Source organism: Streptomyces sp. NPDC104581 (genome assembly GCF_055583685.1).
On the sequence record NZ_JBVJNN010000001.1, the window covers coordinates 241500 to 260676 of the forward strand.

Annotated in this window: 19 protein-coding genes; 13 read left to right on the plus strand and 6 right to left on the minus strand. The window is 72.9% G+C overall.

What is annotated here, in order from left to right; translation table 11 throughout:
- Window positions 1-7: 7 nt before the first annotated feature.
- The 4 genes from ACZ61E_RS01025 (at window position 8) to ACZ61E_RS01040 (ending at window position 8147) form a co-directional block, all read left to right on the plus strand.
- Complete coding sequence (locus tag ACZ61E_RS01025; RefSeq protein ID WP_469696455.1) at window positions 8-6574, plus strand: beta-ketoacyl synthase N-terminal-like domain-containing protein; 6567 nt, start codon at window positions 8-10, stop codon at window positions 6572-6574.
- An 85-nt stretch (window positions 6575-6659) separates the two neighbouring features.
- Window positions 6660-7043: a VOC family protein gene (locus tag ACZ61E_RS01030; RefSeq protein ID WP_469696457.1), complete on the plus strand. Its 384-nt coding sequence runs from the start codon at window positions 6660-6662 to the stop codon at window positions 7041-7043.
- A gap of 110 nt (window positions 7044-7153) precedes the next feature.
- Entirely contained in the window at window positions 7154-7792 is a 639-nt protein-coding gene (locus tag ACZ61E_RS01035; RefSeq protein WP_469696459.1) for a dihydrofolate reductase family protein, read from the plus strand.
- A 79-nt stretch (window positions 7793-7871) separates the two neighbouring features.
- The gene (locus tag ACZ61E_RS01040; protein ID WP_469696461.1) at window positions 7872-8147 is read left to right on the plus strand and encodes a hypothetical protein; all 276 of its coding nucleotides are present in this window, start codon (window positions 7872-7874) and stop codon (window positions 8145-8147) included.
- Window positions 8148-8224: 77 nt separating this feature from the next.
- On the opposite strand, the gene ACZ61E_RS01045 is transcribed toward ACZ61E_RS01040, so the two are convergent.
- The 3 genes from ACZ61E_RS01045 to ACZ61E_RS01055 all read right to left on the minus strand — a co-directional run bounded on the left by ACZ61E_RS01045 (window position 8225) and on the right by ACZ61E_RS01055 (window position 10356).
- A complete protein-coding gene (locus ACZ61E_RS01045; protein ID WP_469696463.1) occupies window positions 8225-9193 on the minus strand; it encodes an SRPBCC family protein in 969 nt (322 codons plus the stop codon).
- A 5-nt stretch (window positions 9194-9198) separates the two neighbouring features.
- The gene (locus tag ACZ61E_RS01050; protein WP_469696464.1) at window positions 9199-9810 is read right to left on the minus strand and encodes a hypothetical protein; all 612 of its coding nucleotides are present in this window, start codon (window positions 9808-9810) and stop codon (window positions 9199-9201) included.
- Window positions 9811-9900: 90 nt separating this feature from the next.
- The gene (locus tag ACZ61E_RS01055) at window positions 9901-10356 is read right to left on the minus strand and encodes an Asp23/Gls24 family envelope stress response protein (RefSeq protein ID WP_469696465.1); all 456 of its coding nucleotides are present in this window, start codon (window positions 10354-10356) and stop codon (window positions 9901-9903) included.
- A 202-nt stretch (window positions 10357-10558) separates the two neighbouring features.
- Here ACZ61E_RS01055 and ACZ61E_RS01060 point away from each other — a divergent pair, with 202 nt between their 5' ends.
- The 9 genes from ACZ61E_RS01060 (at window position 10559) to ACZ61E_RS01100 (ending at window position 15145) form a co-directional block, all read left to right on the plus strand.
- Window positions 10559-10882 (plus strand): gas vesicle protein GvpO, encoded by a 324-nt coding sequence (locus ACZ61E_RS01060; RefSeq protein ID WP_469696467.1) that lies wholly within the window; start codon window positions 10559-10561, stop codon window positions 10880-10882.
- A 41-nt stretch (window positions 10883-10923) separates the two neighbouring features.
- A complete protein-coding gene (gvpJ, locus tag ACZ61E_RS01065; protein ID WP_469696469.1) occupies window positions 10924-11388 on the plus strand; it encodes a gas vesicle protein GvpJ in 465 nt (154 codons plus the stop codon).
- A gap of 3 nt (window positions 11389-11391) precedes the next feature.
- Window positions 11392-12132, plus strand: coding sequence for a GvpL/GvpF family gas vesicle protein (locus ACZ61E_RS01070; RefSeq protein WP_469696471.1), 741 nt, complete (start codon window positions 11392-11394; stop codon window positions 12130-12132).
- Between the two features lies 1 nt (window position 12133).
- Window positions 12134-12388 carry a gas vesicle protein GvpG gene (locus tag ACZ61E_RS01075; RefSeq protein WP_469696472.1) on the plus strand — a complete coding sequence of 85 codons (255 nt, stop codon included), beginning with the start codon at window positions 12134-12136 and terminating at the stop codon, window positions 12386-12388.
- Window positions 12385-12780, plus strand: a complete 396-nt coding sequence (locus ACZ61E_RS01080; protein ID WP_469696474.1) for a gas vesicle protein — start codon at window positions 12385-12387, stop codon at window positions 12778-12780. Before ACZ61E_RS01075 ends, ACZ61E_RS01080 begins: the two co-directional genes overlap by 4 nt.
- Window positions 12777-13631, plus strand: a complete 855-nt coding sequence (locus ACZ61E_RS01085; protein WP_469696476.1) for a GvpL/GvpF family gas vesicle protein — start codon at window positions 12777-12779, stop codon at window positions 13629-13631. The genes ACZ61E_RS01080 and ACZ61E_RS01085 overlap by 4 nt, the downstream gene beginning before the upstream one ends.
- Window positions 13632-13635: 4 nt before the next feature.
- Window positions 13636-13845, plus strand: a complete 210-nt coding sequence (locus ACZ61E_RS01090) for a gas vesicle protein (protein WP_469696637.1) — start codon at window positions 13636-13638, stop codon at window positions 13843-13845.
- Window positions 13842-14126 carry a gas vesicle protein K gene (locus ACZ61E_RS01095; protein WP_147874846.1) on the plus strand — a complete coding sequence of 95 codons (285 nt, stop codon included), beginning with the start codon at window positions 13842-13844 and terminating at the stop codon, window positions 14124-14126. Before ACZ61E_RS01090 ends, ACZ61E_RS01095 begins: the two co-directional genes overlap by 4 nt.
- A gap of 683 nt (window positions 14127-14809) precedes the next feature.
- Complete coding sequence (locus tag ACZ61E_RS01100; RefSeq protein ID WP_469696478.1) at window positions 14810-15145, plus strand: response regulator transcription factor; 336 nt, start codon at window positions 14810-14812, stop codon at window positions 15143-15145.
- Between the two features lie 23 nt (window positions 15146-15168).
- Here the strand turns inward: ACZ61E_RS01100 and ACZ61E_RS01105 are convergent, their stop codons facing one another.
- From ACZ61E_RS01105 to ramS, 3 genes are all read right to left on the minus strand, one after another.
- Complete coding sequence (locus ACZ61E_RS01105) at window positions 15169-17061, minus strand: ATP-binding cassette domain-containing protein (RefSeq protein ID WP_469696479.1); 1893 nt, start codon at window positions 17059-17061, stop codon at window positions 15169-15171.
- Complete coding sequence (locus ACZ61E_RS01110; protein ID WP_469696481.1) at window positions 17058-18905, minus strand: ABC transporter ATP-binding protein; 1848 nt, start codon at window positions 18903-18905, stop codon at window positions 17058-17060. The genes ACZ61E_RS01105 and ACZ61E_RS01110 overlap by 4 nt, the downstream gene beginning before the upstream one ends.
- A 124-nt stretch (window positions 18906-19029) precedes the next feature.
- Entirely contained in the window at window positions 19030-19158 is a 129-nt protein-coding gene (ramS, locus tag ACZ61E_RS01115; RefSeq protein ID WP_469696483.1) for a mycelium formation morphogenetic lantipeptide SapB, read from the minus strand.
- Window positions 19159-19177: the final 19 nt, after the last annotated feature.

Consider the following 19177-nt stretch of genomic DNA (forward strand, 5'->3'; position numbering starts at 1 on the left):
GACCCCTATGGAATTCGAACCGATCGCCGTCGTCGGCCGGGGCTGTGTGCTTCCCGACGCGCTCGACCCGGACACGTTCTGGGACAACGTGGCCGCGGGGCGCTCCAGCCTGTCGTCCGTCCCGGAGGAGCGGTGGCGGCTGCCGCGCCGCTGGGCCATGGGCTCGGTGGACGACCACCTGGACCGCACCTGGACCGATGTCGGCGGGTACGTGCGGGGGTTCGAGTCCGTCTTCGACCCCGGCGGTCTGCTCATCCCGCCGGAGCGGCTCCTGTCGCTGGACCCGCTCTTCCACTGGGTCGTGTACGGGGTCCGGCAGGCCCTCACGGAGGCGGGCCGCGACGGTGCGCAGCCACGCGCGGGGCTGGTGCTGGGCAACCTGTCCTATCCCACCCCCACCGGGGCGGCTCTCGCCGAGCACGTCTGGCTGTCCGCCCAACGGCCCCCGCTGCGCGACGCGTTGCTGACCGGGGAACACCGGCCGCGCCCCCATGCCCTCAACCGCTTCTCGTCCGGGCTGCCCGCCACGCTCGCGGCCCGGGCGCTCGGGCTGGGCGCGGGAGCGTGGTCGCTCGACGCCGCCTGCGCGTCGTCGCTGTACGCCGTCAAGCTGGCGTGCGACCGGCTGCACGACGGCACGGCGGACCTGATGGTGGCCGGCGCGGTCAGCCGGGCGGACCCCCTCTTCCTGCACGTCGGCTTCTGCGGGCTCTCCGCGACGAGCCGTACGGGGCGCAGCCGGCCCTTCCACCGGGACGCGGACGGGCTGGTACACGGCGAGGGCGCGGGGTTCGTCGCCCTGATGCGGCTGTCCGAGGCGCGGGCCGCCCGGCTCCCGGTGCTCGGTGTGATCCGCGGTGCCGGACTGTCCAACGACGGGCGCGGCGGCGGGCTGATCAGCCCGGCGGAGGAGGGTCAGATCCGGGCGATGCGCCTGGCGTACGACACGGCGGGCGTGGCGCCCGACACCGTGTCGCTCGTGGAGTGCCATGCGACGGGGACGCCGGTCGGTGACGCGGTGGAGGCCCGTGCCATGGCCCGTGTCTTCGGGGCCGGTGACGACGTGCCCATCGGTTCGGTGAAGTCGAACGTGGGGCATCTGCTGGCCTCGGCGGGCGTGGCCGGGCTGTTGAAGGTGCTCGGCGCGCTGCGCGCGGGGGTCCGCCCGGCGACGCTCGGCGCCCACCGGCCGCTGGAGGCGCTGGCGGGTACGCCGCTGCGGGTGCTGACCGCGCCGGAGCCGTGGTCCGGGCCGCGCAGGGCTGCGGTGAGCGCGTTCGGGTTCGGCGGGACCAACGCCCATCTGGTGGTGGACCTTCCGGACGGTGATCCGGTGTCCGCCGTACGGCGGCGCCGGGGCCGACCGGCCGCGGCCGTGACCGTCCCGGCGGCCGGGGTGAGGGAGTCGCGGGGTGGCCGTACGCCGGTGGCGATCGTCGCCGTCGGCGCGCGGGTGGGCGACGGGAGCGGTACGGAGGACTTCCGGCGGGCGGTGCTGGGCGGTGAGCGGCGCGGGCCCGCCGCCGGGGTGGCGGTGGAGCTGACGGACCTGTGTTTCCCCCCGGTGGGCCTGGACCGGACGGTGCGCCATCAACTGCTGGTGCTGGAGGCGGCGCGCGAGGCCGTGCGTCCGGTGTCGTTGCCCCGGGAGCGGACGATGGTGGTCGTCGGGATGGGGGTCGACCCGGAGGTGGCGCGGGCGGGTGCCCGCTGGCGGGTGCCCCACTGGCTGGAGCGGGCGGGCCTCGCGGCCACGCCCGGGTCGGCGGGCCCCGCCCGGGACGCGTTCCTGCCGCCCGTGACGGCGGAGGGTGTGGTGGGGACCCTGCCGAATCTGGTGGCGAGCCGGATCAGTACCCAACTGGACCTGGCCGGGCCGGGGTTCGCGGTGTCGGCGGAGGAGGCGTCGGGGCTGGTGGCGCTGGAGCTCGCGGCACGGGCCCTGCGGTCGGGGGAGGTGGACGCGGCGCTCGTCGGTGCCACCGACCTGTCGTGCGAGGCGGTGCACCGCGACGCCCGGCGGGAGTTGGGCGACGAGACGGAGCCGGGTGACGCCGCCGTCGTCCTGGTCCTCAAGTCGCTGGACACCGCGCGCAGAGACGGTGACACGGTCGTCGCCCTGCTGGACGAGGACTCCACCGACGAGCCCGACATGGTCGTCGGGGACGTGCCCGACGCGGTGTTCGACCCGGCGTCGTCCTTCGGGCGCGCGCACGCCGCGTACGGGCTGGTCTCCGTCGCGGTCGCGGCGCTCTCGCTCCAGCACCGGGCGGTGCCGCGTCCGGGCCTTCCCGCGGACACCGCCGCCGGCGCGCACACCGCGAAGGTCGCGGTGACACCGCTGGAGGGGCCGGCCGCGAGTGTGCGGCTGCGCGCGGCGGACGCCCGGCCGTGGCTGCGGGGCCCGGCTCCCCGCCTGCACGTGTTCTCCGGGGCCGACCGCCGGGAGGTGCTTGCCGCGCTGGAGTCCGGTGCGGAGTCGGTCGCCGGACCGGCCCGGCTGGCGCTGGTGGCCGACGACGAGACGCTGGCGGACCGGACGGAGGCGGCCCGCCGCTGGCTGGCCGGGGGCGGCGCCCGGCCCGCCGATGTGCTGTACCGGGACGGGCCGGTCACGGGGCGGACCGCGTTCGTGTACACCAACGGCTCGGCGGCCTACCCCGGTATGGGCCACGAGCTGATGCTCGCGCTGCCGTCGCTCGGCGCGGGCGTCCGTGCCCGGCACGGGACGACCGGCGCACGGCTGCGGTCCGGGACGGCCGACGGGGTGCTCGGCCAGATCTGGGGCGCCGCCGAACTCGCCGTCCACCACACCGTGTTCACCCGTGAGCTGCTCGGTCTCCGGCCGGACGCGGCTCTCGGGTACTCCTCGGGCGAGTCGGCCGCCCTGGTGGCGCTGGGTGCCTGGCCGGACGCGGCGGGGCTGTACGACGCCACCCGGGACAGCGGTCTGTTCACGACCGAACTCACCGGTGAGCTGCGGGCGGTGCGGCGCCACTGGGAACGGCTGGGCATCGAGGGCCGTCACTGGTCGAGCCATCTGGTCAGCGCGCCGCTGGAGACGGTCCGTGCCCGGCTCGCCGGCGAGGCCGCGGTCCATCTGATGGCGGTGAACGCTCCCGGGGTCTGTGTCATCGGCGGGGAGTCCCGGGCGTGCGCGGCCGTCGTGGCGGACATCGGCGCCGACAGCGCGATCGAACTGGACTACGACATGGCCGCCCACGCACCGGAGTTGGCGGAGGTCCGCGATGTGTGGCGTGCGGTCCACCGCCGTCCTACGGTGGACGTGCCCGGTGTGCGGTTCTACAGCGGGGCCACCGGCCGGTCGTACCGGCCGACGGCCGAGCGGGCCGCCGAGGCGCTCACCGCGCAGGGCCTCAACACGATCGACTTCGCGGCCACCGTCGAGCGGGCGTGGGCGGACGGTGTCCGGGTCTTCGTGGAGCACGGGCCGCGCAAGCTGTGCACCGGCTGGATCAAGCGGGTGCTCGGCGACCGTGAGCATGTGGCCGTCGCGCTGGACGCGCCCGGGGACACCCGGCTGCGGGGAACCTGTCTGGCGGTGGCGGAACTCGTCGTCGCGGGCGTGCCCGTACAGGCCGACGGGTTCTTCTCCCGGCTCGCGGAAGCCGCGACGGAGGTTCCGCGCCCCGGCCCCACCGTCACCGTGCCCGTACTCGCGCCTCCGGTGGTGCCGTCGCCGGAGCCGGCGGTGGTGACCCTGCCCCGGGCACCCGAGCTGGCGCCGGTGCCGGACCGGGAGGCCGGCCCGTGCCGCGCCGCCGTGCCCGCACCGGGCACCGGGGAGCCGCGCCCCGTGCCGGAGACCCGGCGGGCACGCTCGGACGGGCGCGACCCGCGGGCGGCGGGCGCCCTCGACGCGGTCCTGCGGCAGAGCCGGCGGGTCGCCGCGCTGCACCAGGAGATCACCGCCGGGCACGTCGAGGCCCATCAGCGGTTCCTGCGGACCTCCGCCCTCGCCGTCACCGCGCTGCGGACCGCCGGGCCCGTCCCCGTACCGCCCACGCCCCCCAGGGCGTTCCCGACCGTTCCCCCGCCGGACACGGCGTCCGGGGCCGCCGCTCCCCCGCCGGACAGGGCGTCCGCGCCACCGCCCAGGCCGGGGCCGAAGTTCGACCGCGCGCAGTTGGAGCATCTCGCCTCGCGGGAGATCTCCGTGCTGTTCGGCCCGCGTTTCGCCGAGCAGGACGCGTACGCGGTACAGACCCGGATGCCGGGCCCGCCGATGCTCTTCGCGGACCGGGTCACCGGTATCGACGCCGTACCGGCGGCGCTGGCCGCGCCCGGCCCGGTGCGCACCGACGGGGTGATCTGGACGGAGACCGATGTCCGGGCCGACAGCTGGTACCTGGACTCCACCGGACGTATGCCGCCCGGGATGCTCATCGAGGCGGGCCAGGCGGATCTGCTCCTGCTGAGCTGGCTGGGGGTGGACCTGCTCAACCGGGGGGAGCGCGCCTACCGGTTGCTGGGCTGCGAGGTGACGTACCACGGCGGGCCGCCGGAAGCGGGCGACACCCTGTGCTACGAGATCCACATCGACGGCCACGCCGAGCACGACGGCGTCCGGCTGGCCTTCTTCCACTACGACTGCTACGTGGAGGGTGAACTGCGGCTCAGTGTCCGCGAGGGCCAGGCGGGGTTCTTCACGCCCGAGGAGCTCGCCGGTGGCGGCGGTGTGCGGTGGGACCCCGCCGGGCGGGCGCCGGGCGACGAACTGCCGCTCGACCCGCCCGTGGTGCGCTGCGAGCGGGCCCGCTTCGGCGCGGACCGGGTGCGGGCCCTGGCGCAGGGCAGGCCGGCGGAGTGTTTCGGCCCCGGCTGGGAGGCGACGGCGGCCCATGTCCGCCCGCCCCGGCTCGACGACGGGAGGCTGCGGCTGATCCACGAGGTGACCGCGTTCGACCCGGTCGGCGGCCCGTGGGGCCGCGGCTATCTGCGGGCCGAGACACCGCTCTCGCCGGACGACTGGTTCTTCGCGGGGCACTTCAAGAACGACCCCTGTATGCCGGGCACCCTGATGCTCCAGGGCGGTCTTCAGGCGATGGCGTTCCATCTGGCGGCCCTGGGCCACACCGTGGACCGGGACGGCTGGCGCTTCGAACCCGTCGACGACCACCCGTGCCGGGCGATGTGCCGGGGCCAGGCGACCCCGGCGGGCGGGCGGGTCGTCTACGAGGTGTTCGTACGCGGGGTGTCGGCCGGTCCGTTGCCGACGCTGTACGCGGACATCCTGGGCTCGGTGGACGGGGCGAGGGCGTTCCTGGGCCGGGACGTGGCGCTGCGGCTGGTACCCGACTGGCCGCTCTCCCACTGGCGGGGCTCGGGCCCGCCCGTCGTACAGGAGAGTGGTGTGCCGGTGCCGCTCCCCCTGCTCGGCGGGCTGGCCGGGCACCGGGAGCGGGCGCCGGTGGCGAGGGCCGCCGACGGTTTCCCGTTCGACTACGCCTCGTTGCTGGCGTGCGCCTGGGGCAGACCGAGTGAGGCGTTCGGCACGGCGTACGAGCCCTTCGACGGCGTTCGCGGGGTCGCGCGGCTGCCCGGTCCCCCGTACCACTTCATGAGCCGCGTCGTCTCGGTGGACGGTCCGCAGGGCGGTCTGCGGGAGGGCAGCGTGGTCGTCGCGGAGTACGACGTGCCCGCGCGGGCCTGGTACTTCGAGCAGAGCGGCGGCCGTGCGATGCCGTTCGGGGTCCTGATGGAGATCGCGCTGCAACCGTGCGGCTGGCTCGCCTCGTACGTGGGCAGCGCGCTGACCACCGACGCGGATCTGCTGTTCCGCAACCTCGACGGGGCGGGCACCGTCACCGGTGAGGTCACTCCGGCGACGGGTACGGTCCGCACCCGTGCGGAGCTGACGCGGGTCTCCCGGAGCGGGGACATGATCATCGAGTCCTTCGAGGTGAGCTGTACGGCCGGCGGCGTACCGCTGTTCGCGCTCTCCACGGTCTTCGGCTACTTCCCGCCGTCTGCCTTCGAGGACCAGCAGGGCCTCACGGTGTCGGCCCGGGAGCGGGCGCGACTCGACGAGCGCTGCGACCGGGTGGTCGATCTGACCGCGCCGTCCGCCCTCCGCCGCACCGGCGAACCGCGGCTGCCGGGCCCCATGCTGCTGATGCTCGACCGGATCACCGGCTGGTGGCCGGAGGGGGGCGGCAAGGGGCTCGGGCGGCTGCGGTCGGAGAAGGACGTGGTCGCGGGCGAGTGGTTCTTCCGGGCCCACTTCTTCCAGGATCCGGTGCAGCCGGGATCGCTGGGTGTGGAGGCCATGTGCCAGCTGCTCCAGTACCACCTGCTGGAGAGCGGCGCGGCGGACGGCGTGCCCTGTCCGCGGTTCGAACCGGTGCTGCCCGGCCGGGAGACGGTCTGGACGTACCGCGGCCAGATCACCCCGGCCAACCGGCTGATCCGGATCGACATGGACATCGTGGAGCGCGGTACGGACGAGCGGGGCCCGTACGCGCTGGCCGACGCGTCGCTGTGGGGGGACGACACCTGTATCTACCGGGTGCGCGGGCTCGGCGTGCGCGTGGTGTCGGACACCTCTGGCTGACCCTCACGCGGGTGGCACGGCACGATTGACGGGAGGGGCGGGAACCCGCTGGCATTCGCAGGGGAGATCAGGAAGGCTCGTGCGCATGGTCTCGGTACTGCAGAACGTGGCGATCGACTGTGCGGACGCCTATGAACTCGCCCGCTTCTGGAGCGGTGTGACCGGCCGGCCCCTGCACCCGGAGGACCGGCCCGGCTCGCCGGAGACCCAGGTGCTGCTGGCGCAGGGCCCGGTGCTGCACTTCAACCAGGTGCCCGAGAGCAAGACGGTCAAGAACCGGATCCATCTCTGTCTGCGCCCCGAGACCTCGCGCGACGAGGAGGTGGAGCGGCTGCTGGGACTCGGTGCCGCCTTCGTCGCCGACCACCGGAATCCCGACGGCTCGGGCTGGGCGATCCTCGCCGACCCCGAGGGCAACGAGTTCTGTGTGCTGCGCAGCGAGTCCGACCGGGCGGCGGCGCATCCCTGAGCGGTACGAGTCTCAAGTGCCACGGAAAAGATGCGCGCGGGATGTCGATCCGGGCAGGCTCCGTACGACGTGGAGGTGAGAGAGCAACACCCATACGAGAGGTGAAGGCCATGCCCAAGGTCCGCGTGCACAACGTGACGATCTCCCTCGACGGCTTCGCGGCCGGAGTGAACCAGCGGCTGGACGCCCCGTTCGGCGACGGCGTCGGCTGGGGGGACGACCTGCACAGCTGGTTCGTGTCCGCGACGGAGGACGCCGCCGCGGGGAGGACCGGCACCGATGTGGAGTACTTCGTCCGCGGCGAGCGGAACGTCGGCGCGACGATCATGGGCCGGAACATGTTCGGGCCGCAGCGCGGGCCGTGGGAGGACGAGTCCTGGCACGGCTGGTGGGGGGACAACCCGCCCTACCACCACGACGTTTTCGTGCACACCCACCATCCGCGCCCGGCACTGGAGATGGCCGGCGGGACCACCTTCCACTTCACCGACGAGCCGCCGGAGGCGGTGCTGCGGCGCGCGTTCGACGCGGCGGACGGCAAGGACGTCCGGATCGGCGGCGGGGCCGCGGTCATCCGGCAGTATCTGCGCGCGGGGCTGATCGACGAACTCCATCTGGTGATCGCGCCGATCCTCATCGGGCGCGGCGAACGGGTGCTGGACAACCTGGGTGACGGGGTCGACGGCTACCGGGTGGCGGAGCTGGTCAGCTCACCGAACGTCACCCACGCGACACTGGTCCGCCGCTGACACGTCCGAGCCGCGCGGCGGGGCAGGGCAGCGTGCGTGGGCCGTGCCGGTTGTCGGTAGCCACCGGCACACTGGTGGAGTGAAGCTTCCCCGTGTGAACTGCGCCGCCTGCCACCGTGCGATCGCGGCCGGGCCGGTCGCCGGCCGGCCGAGGAGGGGCCGCGTATGGCGGCACGACGCGCCGGGGGCGCGCCGTGATCCGGACGGCTCGCTGGTGTCCTGCCCCGGATCCCTCGCCGTCGTGGATCTGCCGATGCCCGGCGAACAGCCTCTGTTCGACCTGCCCGGGCCCGGCGCCGAGGAGGGCGAGGGGGCCGGGGAGTCCGAGGAGGATCCGGTTCTGTTCACGATCTAGACGTACGGTGACGTCCCGGTACGGGGAGGCCCGCTGTTCACGGGCGTACGGGCGTACGGGCGCGGGGCCGGTGGCCCTCACCTCCGCTCCTCGTCCTCCTCGTCCGGCTCCTCCTCGTCCGGCTCCTCCTCGTCCTCGTCCTCTTCTTCCTCGTCGTAGTCGTCCTCGGCTTCGTCCTCGGGCTCCTCCGGGCCCTCGTCCTCCTCCTCTTCCTCTTCCTCCGGTTCGTCGTCCTCCAGCCCTTCCTCGTGGCTCCGGACGACCTCGCCCTCGCGGATCTCGCCGCGCCAGCCCTCGACGTCCTCGTCGTCGGTGAGTGTGGCGTACCGCTGGAAGTGTTTGAGGTCCAGACGCAGCCGGCGTCCCTGGGCACGCCAGATGTTGCCGGTCTTCTCGAAGAATCCGGACGGGGTGTACTCGACGACGGCGACGATGCGGGTCAGGCTCGGGGCCAGTTCGTGGAAGGTGATCGCGCCGTGCGTCGTGCCCTGGGCGCCCTCGGACGTCCAGACGATACGGTCGTCGGGGACCTGCTCCTGCACGGTGGCCTTCCAACTGCGGTTGGAGAAGGCGACCTTGAGCTTCCAGTCGCTCTCGATCTCGTCCGACTGGGACACGTCGGTGACGCCCTTGGCGAAGGAGTTGAACTCCTCGATCTCGGTCCAGCGGTCATAGACGGTGCGCAGTGGTTTGCCGACGTCGATGGCCTCGATGATGTTGGTCACCTTGGGACTGCCGGACTTTCCGTCCCCGCCGCCGAAGGCGCTCTTGACGGAATCCACGGCCTTGTCCTTCATCGACCCGGCCTTCTCGCCAACGAGGGCCTTGACCGGATTCTCGCCGCCGAGCACCCGCTTCCCGACGCCCAGGACGCCGTCGGCCCCTCCTCCGCCGCCGTCCCCGAGTCCCTGCGCGAGGTCGGCCAGTCTGCCTCCGGCGGAGTCCAGCAGCCGCTGCCCCCGGGCCCCGACGTAGGCGGACAGCTGTTCCTTGACCCTGTCCAGTCCGGAAGTGCCCGTGTCCTTGGCGTTGTCCTGTCCTGCCATGAGAGTCACCTCCTCCGGCCGTCGCGGTGCGCGGACTTCTTCGCGGCGGACTTCTTGGCCGCCGCCGTCTTCTTGGCGGGCGCCTTCTTCGCCGGTGTCTTCTGGGCCGCGGTCTTCTTGGCCGGCGCCTTCTTCGCCGCCGGGCGTTTCGCCGGACGACGACGGGGGCGCTCCTCCTCGTCGTCCCCGGCGTCGTCCGCCCCGGGCTCCTCGTCCCTGGGCTCGTCCTCCTCCTCGTCGTCGAACTCCTCCTCGTCGCCTTCGTCTTCCTCGGCTTCCTCGTCCTCGTTCTCTCCGAGCGGGACGTCGAGCAGTGCCTCGGTCCGCTGCTGGAGCGCGTCGGCGACCGCTTCCAGGCGACGGTTCGCCGTCGCGGACAACGCCGAGCGGCTCGCGTCCAGCAACTCACCCCGCGCCTGCTCGACCAGCGGTCCCACCGTGGGGTTCTCCGCGAGCTTGCGCATCGCCAGGATGACCAACTCCCTGGGATTCATGGGCAGTTGCTGCCCCGCGACCAGAGGGGCGAGGCCGAGTGCCAGCTTCCCCTTCTTGGTCCGGCCGAGGACGTAGCCCGCCGCCACAGCGGCGGCGAGACAGACCTTCTTGCTGTTCTCCATGAGTGCCTCGCATTGCTGGGAGGACGTACCGCGTGCCCTTCGGGCCGCGGGAGCGGACCGGGTGGAACGGAGCGAACGGCCCGGACGCCGTTACTGGACCCGGCCGCGACCGCCGTCGTCCTCGTCGTCCGATCCGGGCAGATGGACGTCGAGCACGTTGATGTTGATCTCGACGACCTCAAGGCCCGTCATCGTCTCCACCGCGTCCGTCACACGGGTGCGGATGTCCTTGGCGTCGTCCGCGATCGGTTCGCCGTACTCCACGATGACGTCCACGTCGACCGCGGTCTGTGTCTCTCCGACCTCGACCTTGACTCCCCTGCTGGGGTCGGGGGCCTTGGACATCCGGTCCTTCACCGACCCCAGGGCCCGCGAGGCGCTGCCGCCCAGATCGTAGATTCCGTCGGACTCGCGGACCGCTATGCCCGCGATGGTGGCCACGACGCTGTCCGCGATCGTGGTCGTGCCGCCGGGCCCCCCGTTCTTTGTGCTGGTGCCGCTCGCGTGGGTGGTGGTGGGGCGGCTGCTGGTGTCGGTGCTGGCCATCGGATCCTCCAGAGAAGAAGAGGGCGGAAATCTGCGAGTGGCCCGGCGACGTGGCAGCGAGCGCTGTCCGCGTCGCGGTGGGCACTCCTCTCTCCACTGTGCTCCGGACCTCGCCGAGCCGCCATTCGTGTGGTTTTCACGGGCAGCCCGTTCGGTCCACCACCGCGTGCGGAGCGGTCACGCGGCCGCAAGGCTGTGGAGCATGTCAGAGCAGCGCGCCGGGCGAGCCCGGACTTCCCGATCCGCCCGCTCCGCCACGGGTGGGGAACACGTGGGCGGAGCGGAGGAGGCGGCCGAGCGCGCGTGCCAGAGCCTGCGCAAGCTGATCAGGCACCGGCCGGAGGGCGTCTCGGCGGTCTCGCGGACCGACGACGGCTGGCAGGTCGACGTGGACGTGCTGGAACTCCCGCGCATCCCCGACACCACCAGCCTGCTCGCGACGTACGAGGTGGACATCGACGAGGACGGCTCACTGCTGCGGTACCGCAGAGTGCGTCGCTACCGCCGAGGTCAGGCGGACACGTGAACGCCCGGAACTGGAGCCAGATCCCGAGAGACGGTCATACCTTGAGCACATACAGTGAGGAAGTTGTCCGCGTTCCCCGCGCCGGCACCCTCTACGACGTCCTGGAACTCATCCTCGACCGCGGCATGGTCATCGACATCTTCGTCAGGGTGTCCCTGGTCGGCATCGAGATCCTGAAGATCGACGCGCGGATCGTGGTCGCCAGTGTCGACACCTATCTGCGGTTCGCCGAAGCCTGCAACCGGCTGGACCTGGAGACCGACTCGACCAGCAGGACGGTGCCGGAGCTGTTCGGCGGCGGTATGACGAAGAGCGTCGGCAAGGCCGGGGCGAAGAAGGCCGCGCGTTCCGTCGGAGAGAAGGTCAAGAAGGCCGTGGGCCCCGGTGGTGACGACGACGAGGACGAGGACGAGCGGGAGGAAGAGGAGCGCCCCCGCAGGTCCTCGACGTCCCGCTCCAGGAGCGGCGGAAGCGAACGGACCCGACGCCACAAGGAGGAGCGCTAACCCATGACCGCTTCAGGTATCTATGTCTACGGCATCGTGGGCGGCTCCCATCCGCTTCCCCCTTCCGCCGACGGCATCGGCGAGCCGCCGGAACCGGTGCGGCTGCTGCCGGCCGGGGACCTCGCCGTCGTGGTCAGCGCCGCGTATCCGGGACTCAGGGCCCGGCGGCGGGATCTGATGGCGCATCAGAAGCTGCTCCTGGCGCTGGCCGCCGCCGGCCCCGTGCTGCCGATGCGCTTCGGCATGGTGGCGCCGGACGAGGCGACGGTGCTGGCGGCCGTCGCCTCGCGCGCCGGCGAGCACGCCGCCGTACTGGAGCGGCTGGACTCCCGCGTCGAGATGAACGTGAAGGTCATGCCCGTACAGGACGACCTGGCCGCGCTGATCCGTGAGGACGCGGCGGTCCGGCGGTTGCGCGAGGAGACGCGCCGCCGTCCCGGCTACGAGGCGAACGTCCGGCTCGGCCGCGCCGTGGCGGAGGGCCTGCGGCGCAGAGCGGCCGAGGCGGCGGCCCTGCTGTCGCCGCGATTCGCGGGGATCGCCGACGACATGTGCCCGGGACCGGACGTGGAGGGCTGCGTACTGAACGCGTCCTTTCTCGTACCGCGCCGCGAGGAAGGGCGTTTCCGGGGTGTCGCCGAGCGATTCGCGGCGGAGCATCCGGACCGGGTCGAGCTGCGGGTGACCGGCCCGCTGCCCTGCTACAGCTTCGTGGCTCCGCAGCCCGTCCCGGCCAGGGCCTGACATGGGTCTGCTCTCCGGGGTGCTCCTGCTGCCCCTGGCACCGGTACGCGGCGTGGTCTGGATCTCGGACCGGCTCGTCGACGCGGCGGAGGCGGAGCTGTACGACCCGGCGGTTATCCGCGTCCAGCTCTCCGAACTGAACCGCGCCCTGGACGAGGGTGATATCGACCTCGCGCGCTTCGAGCGCGAGGAGGAACGGCTGCTGGACATTCTCGACAGGACATCACCGGTACCCGCACCTGGAGTGAGGCCGTGACGGAACTCGGCAGCTGGACCGCGGAGTCCCGGTCGCATCCGCCCGCCACGGCCAATCTGGCCGAGATCCTGGAGCGGGTGCTGGACAAGGGCATCGTCATCGCCGGCGACATCAAGATCGATCTGCTGGACATCGAACTGCTGACCATCCGCCTGCGGCTGTTCATCTCGTCCGTGGAGACGGCGAAGAAGGCGGGCATCGACTGGTGGGAGACCGATCCCGCGCTGTCGTCGCGCGCCGCGCACGACGCCCTGTACGAGGAGAACAAACGGTTGCGCGAACGGATCGAGGCGCTGGAGGACGAGGACTCCCGGGAACTGGAGGGCGGGGAATCCCGGGGCGCCGGCAGCGTCCCGAGGGCGGGCGCAGGAAGGGAGCCGCGCCGCCGATGACCTCCACTCCGCGCCCCTCCCCCACGGCTCCCGCCGGGTATGCCGGCTCCTGGGCCACCTATGTCTTCGCCGTCTGCCGGTCGGACCATCCCGGGTCCCTCTCCTCGGCCGACGGGCACCCGGGCGGCGGGCCGCCGCGGCTGCTGGCGGTGGGCTCGCTGTGCGCCGTGGTCCAGGACGTACCGGCGGCCGGGTTCTCCGAGACGGCGCTGCGTGAGCGGCTCACCGACGCGGCCGAACTCGAACGGTGCGCACGTGCCCACCACGGCGTCGTCAGCGCCGCCGCCGCGGGCGGACCCACCGTGCCGATGCCGCTGGCCACGATCTGCCTCGGTGACGAGCGCGTGCGCGCGGCCGTCGGGGAGAACCGCGAACGCTTCGCTCTGGCGCTGGAGCGCGTCGCGGGCCGGGCCGAATGGGCGGTCAAGGTCCATCTGACACGGACCGGCACGGGGGCCGGGTCCGGTGCTCCCCGCGCCGGGGAGCCGGCCGCCCCCGGCCGCCGTGTCTCGGGCCGTGACTACCTCGACCGGCTGCGCAGCCGCCAGCACCTGCGCGAACGGCACCGGGAGAGCGCGCTGGCCGCCGCCGAGCGGGTGGACACCGCCTTGCGGAGGCTGGCGGTCGCCACGGTCCCCCGCCGGCCGCACGGCCCCGAGGTCACCGGCAAGGAGCGCACACAGATCATGAACACGGCCTATCTGATCGCCGAGGACACGAGCGAGGAACTGGCCGCCACGATCGGCCGGTTCCGCGCGTCCCCGGAATTCGACGGGATCGAGATCGACGTCTCCGGGCCCTGGGCCCCCTACTCGTTCACGGACGGAGGAGAACTTGCAGGCCACCCGTGACCCCGTGCCGTGGCAGGGCCCGGAAGCCACGGCCCCCATCGGCGTCCCCCTGGTCGACCTGCTCGACAGGGTGCTCGGTACCGGAGTCGTCATCAGCGGCGATCTCGTGATCGCCATCGCGGACGTTCCGCTGGTCCGGCTCTCCCTGCACGCCCTGCTGGCCTCCGTCAGCGAGCGCGTTCCCGCGCCGTGGGCCGACAGCGGGCCCCTGTGAACGACACCCGGGTGGACATCGATCCGCACAGCGCGGCCGGCGATCTGGCGTCCCTGGTGCTGACCGTCGTGGAGCTGCTCAGACAGCTGATGGAACGGCAGGCGATCCGCCGCTTCGACAGCGGTGAGCTGACGGAGGAACAGGAGGAGCGCGTGGGGACCACCCTGATGCTCCTCGACGAGCGCATGACGGAACTCTGCGAGCTGCACGGCCTGCGCCGTGAGGACCTCAACCTGGACCTCGGCCCGCTCGGCAACCTGCTGTCGCACGAGACACGGTGACGCGCCGCCGGTCCGCTCCGGCGCCGTGTCCGCCGACGGTATCGCGCCACGCCGGGAGCGCGGCCCGGCACTCCCCGGTTCCGGATCCGTCGGGTCCGGTCCGGCCCATTCCGGTTGCGGCGGGCATATGCGATTGAGCGGCGAGGATTGGCCGCCTTCTCAATTTCGACTTGATTCAATCGCCCAATGACCGGAAGTATCATTCCCTTTCCCTCAGCCGGGTCGATGTGACAACTTTCCAGAGGGGACGGGGACGTGGGAAAAAGCTGGGGGGCGTACTGGGGAGCACAAGCGCATGCCGGGGGCACACGGCAATCCGAAAAGTGCCTCAGCTTCCGGCGGACAAGAAGTTCCCATCGCCGCACGACGGGCACGGTGATGCCGACCGGCCACTACCACCTACAAGGGGGACGCGCATGATCCATGTTCAAGTCGTACACAGGGTCGGACTGTTCCGTTCAGCTCTTGTCGCACTGTTGCGTTGCGAGGAGACGCTCCAGGTTTCCGCGTCCCCCAAGCCTCCCGCGCATCAGGAGGCACTCTGCCCATCACCGCACGTCAGCGTGATCGATATCGACTGTCTCGATGACCCGGCGCGCACGGGAATGCCCGGATCGGGCAACGGGCAGGGCGGTATGGGAGCGTTATTGGTGCTCACCTCGGAAAGAAAACCAGGGGCGCTGATGAGAGCATTCGAGGCGGGGGCGCTCGGCTATGTCAACAGGGACGGCGACCCCAGCCGGTTGATCGAGGGAATTCACCGCGTCGCACGCGGAGAGCGGTATGTGGACGACTCGCTGGCCTGTGATTTCCTCCAGGCCACCAAACTCCCGCTGACGCCAAGGGAGTTGAGCGTTCTGGCGCTCGCGGCGGAGGGCTCGCCGATCGGCGACATCGCGGCCTCGCTGCATCTGTCCAGCGGGACGATACGCAATTACCTGGCTTCCGCGATACGGAAAGTCGGTGCGCGCAACCGTATGGACGCCGTGCGCATATCCCAGGACGCGGGATGGCTCTAGTGCGGGCTCCGGCCCCCGGCCCTTCAGCGGACGGCGGGCGGCGGCGTGTGCTGCCAGTGGCCGAATAGGTCCCGGTAGAGCGCCGAGCTCGTCAACAGCTCCTCGTGCGTGCCGAACCGCGGCGTCGTGCCGTCCAGTACGAGCACCCGGTCCGCCCGGCGTGCCGACGACAGCCGGTGGGCCACGACGATCAGGGCGCCGTCACGGGCACGGCTCCCGTGGGCACGGGCCCGCTCGGCGAAGGCGCGTTCGACGCGCGCCTCCGTGGCGGGGTCCAGATGGCAGGTGGCCTCGTCGAGCAGGACGAGGGGCGCGGCGGAGAGATGGGCACGGCACAGCGCCAGGAGCTGGCGCTCACCGTGGGACAGGCTCCGGGGGTTGAGTACGGCTTCCGGGCCGCCCAGCCGGCGGACGAGGGATTCGGCCCCCAACGTCCGCACCGTGCGGTCCAGTTCGCCGCCGGTGGCGTCCGGCCGCAGATACAGGAGGTTGTCGCGGACACTGCCGGTGAAGACATACGCCTGCTGCGGGATGAGGACACGTCGGCCGGCCAGATCCTGAGCGCTCCGGCCGGTCACCGGTTCGCCGCCGAGCAGCACCGTTCCGTCGTCGGGGGTCACGAGCCCGGAGACGACACCGGCGAGCGTCGACTTGCCGATGCCGCTCGGGCCGACGACGGCGATGTGCTCACCGCGCCGGACGGTGAGATCGAGGCGTTCGAGCACGGGAGCCGAGTCGGGGCCGTAGGCGTGGGTGACGTCGCGGACCTCGACCGCCGGCCCGGTGCGCGAGGAGCGCCGGCCGTGGGAGTGGCTCGGGTGGCGCGGGCGGCCGGCGCCGGCGGCCGGTGCGGGGGCAGGGGCGGGCGCCTTCGCGGGTACGGGAGCGGCGGTGGCGTCCTGGAACCGGTCGACCACGACCAGCAGCCTGGTCCCCGCCGCCCCCAGCGCGGTCATCATGCTGTGCAGCGCGGGAAGCAGCGCCTGGAGCAGATACGTCAGCGCACCCGCCAGGGCGCCGGTCGTCACCCCCTGACGCAGAAGCCACGGAGTGGTGACGAGCAGGAGCAGCACGGGCAGTTGGCCGGCGACGCCGAGCGCCACGGTACGCAGCGCGGCCCAGCGTGCCAGCACCCGCGAGGTCCGCTCGGCGTCGTCGATGAGCCGCCCCGTACGCTCCGCCGCGCCGGTCTGCGCTCCGCAGGCCACGAGGTCACGGTGGCCGGCCGACACCGCGCCCACGCCCTCGGCCACGGCCTCGTCGGCGTCCAGGAAGTCGCGCTGTGCCGAGGCCATCGGGAGCAGTGTGGCCAGGAAGAGCGCGATTCCCAGGACGAGCGGGGGCAGCACGACGAGGAGCAGTTCGGGGGCGAGGGCAAGCAGGCCGATCAGCGCGCCGGCGGCGTTGAACACGAACGCCCGCACGGTGAGGACCAGTCCGGCGAAGCTGTCGCGGACGATCTCGGTCTGATGGGTGAGCCGTGAGACGGCGGCGGTGTCCGAGCGGTCGTCGGTGCGGGCCGGGTCGGTGACGGCCCGGCGCAGCGCCTGCCGGACCGCGCGCCGTACGAGCGCGTCCCGCAACGGCTCGGTCAGCTCCGCCAGTTGGGCGAAGACACCGCGCATCGGGGGTCCGGCGCCGAGGATCGAGACGGCGGCGACGGCGAGCCAGAGAAGGCCCGTCCCGGTCTGTCCGGCGAGGAACCCGCGGTCGAGGGCCTGCGCGAGGCAGTACCCGCCGAGGAACGTCTGCGCGGACTCCAGCAGCGACCACCCGCCGAGCCGTACCAGGACCCGCTTCCTGCCCGCGAGAAAACGCAGCGCGGACGGCAGGTTCCGGCGGAGCGCGCCCCTGCCGGGGGACGCTCCGGCGACCGGCGGCCCGGCGGCGGACCGCGGCTTCGCGGGGGCGCTCACCGGTCGGCCCGCTCGGCCGGGGTGGGGCCGGGAACGGCGGCGGACGGGTGGGGGCCCGCCGGCGGGGTGGTCGGTGTGAGATCCGCGGCCTCCCGCCCCTCGGGTGCGGAGCGCGGGTGCGGGGGTTCGGTTTCCGGAGGCGCGAACAGGGCGCGGTACTCCTCGGAGCGCCACAACTGCTCGTGCGTCCCCGTCGCCCGCACCCGCCCCTCCTCCAGCCACACCACCAGGTCGCAGCGGGCCGCCGAGGAGAGGCGGTGGGCGACGATCACCCGGGTGCCGTGCCGGACGTCCCGTGCCAGGGCCCGCTCCACCTGACGCTCCGTCACGGTGTCCAGGCTCGATGTCGCGTCGTCCAGCACCAGGAGCCGTCCGGCTCGCGCGAACGCCCTTGCCAGTCCCAGGCGTTGCAGTTCTCCACCGGAGAGCGGCGCGGCATGCGGCGCGGTCGCGTAACCCTGTGGCAGGAGCCGTACGAACGGGTCCGCGCTCGCGGCGCGCGCCGCCGCGCGGACCCGTTCACCGGTCATCGGCGAGCCGCCCGCCAGGGCCTCGCCCAGCGTGGCGCCGAAGAGGACGGGACGTTCGAAGGCATGGCCCACCTCGCGGCGCAGCTCCTCCCGCCGGAGGTCACCGAGCGGCACGCCGTCCAGCAGTACGGTCCCCCCGTCCGGCTCCGTCAGCCGCCCGGCGACCGCCGCCAGCGTGGACTTCCCCGCCCCCGAGCGGCCGACGACCGCCACGGAGGTACCGCCGTCAATCGTCAGGTCGACCCCGGCGAGTACGGTCCGGTCCCCGTGCTTCACACTCACGCCGCGCAGTTCCAGCGTCCCGCGTCCCTCGGCCGGCAGGGTCCGGGCACCGTGCGTCATGGCGGGCAGCGCCATCAGGACGGCGGCCCGGCGGGCCGCCGAGCGGCTGCGGATCAGGGAACCGAGCAGTCCGGCGGCCGTACCGACGCCGGCTGCGAGCGCCGCGTACCGGCTGGCTGCCAGCAGTTCACCGACGCTCATGTTCCCGGAGGCGAGCCTGATGCCACCGACCGCCAGGACCGCGACGGTGAGCAGCGGCATGAGCACACCGCTGCGCGCGACGGCGGCGCCGTGGATCCGCCACATCCGGGTGCCCTGCGCGGCCAGTTCGGGCAGCGGGGCGAGGATTCGGTCGCGGTCGCGTGCCTCGGTGCCCGCTGCGGCGATGGTGCGCGCGCCGGCCAGCGCCTCGACCAGCCGTGTGGCGATGTCGGCCTGGACGTGCTGGTAGCTCGCGACGCTGTCGGAGGAGCCGCGGGCGAACGCCCGCAGGACGAGCATCAGCAGCGGGAGCCCCGCGAGGAACGTGAGGGCGATCCACGGGTCGATCAGGAACAGCGCGACGACCGCCCCGACGGGCGCGAGCAGCGAGGCCCCGAGCGTGGCGGCGGAGACGGGCGCGGTCGACGCCTCGGTGGCGTTCGCCGTGAGCCGGACGGCCACGTCGCCGGGCGGGAAACGGGAGGCGTGGCCGGGCCACGCGCCGAGCAGCCGGGCCACGCCCCGGGTGCGGAGCCAGGCGGCGGAGCGGGCGCTCGCCGTACCGCCGAGCAGGGCCACCGACGCGTCCAGCAGGACTTCGGCGACGATCAGGGCCGCGCAGGCGAGCAGCCAGGGGTCGGCGTCCGGGCTGCGCCGGAGCAGGAGGTCGAGTGTGCGGCCGAGGACGGCCGGCAGTGCGAGGGACGCGGCGGCCGAGGCGGCCGAGCAGAGGAAGACCGCCGTGGTCCGGCCCGCGTTGTGGCGCGCGGCGCCCAGCAGGAGACCGGCGGCTGTCGCTTCACGGTCGTCCGGTACGGGCGGCGTCTTCAAGAAGGGTCCCCTCGGTTCGGACTGCTCGCGGCGTGAGCGGGGACCGACGCCCGCGAGCGCCGGACGGGCTCGGAAGCCCGTCCGGCGCCGCACCAGGTCATCGGCCTGCCGACGACCAGCGGTGTCAGTTACAGGTGGTGACGCTCAGGCTGCTGTCACCGCAGAGCAGCAGGCTCGCCCGGCTGCCGGTGGCGACGTCGCCCGTGGCCTCTTCCTTGGGGGTCTCCATCGACTGCAGGTCAAGAAGGTTCATGACAGTACCTCTCTTTTAT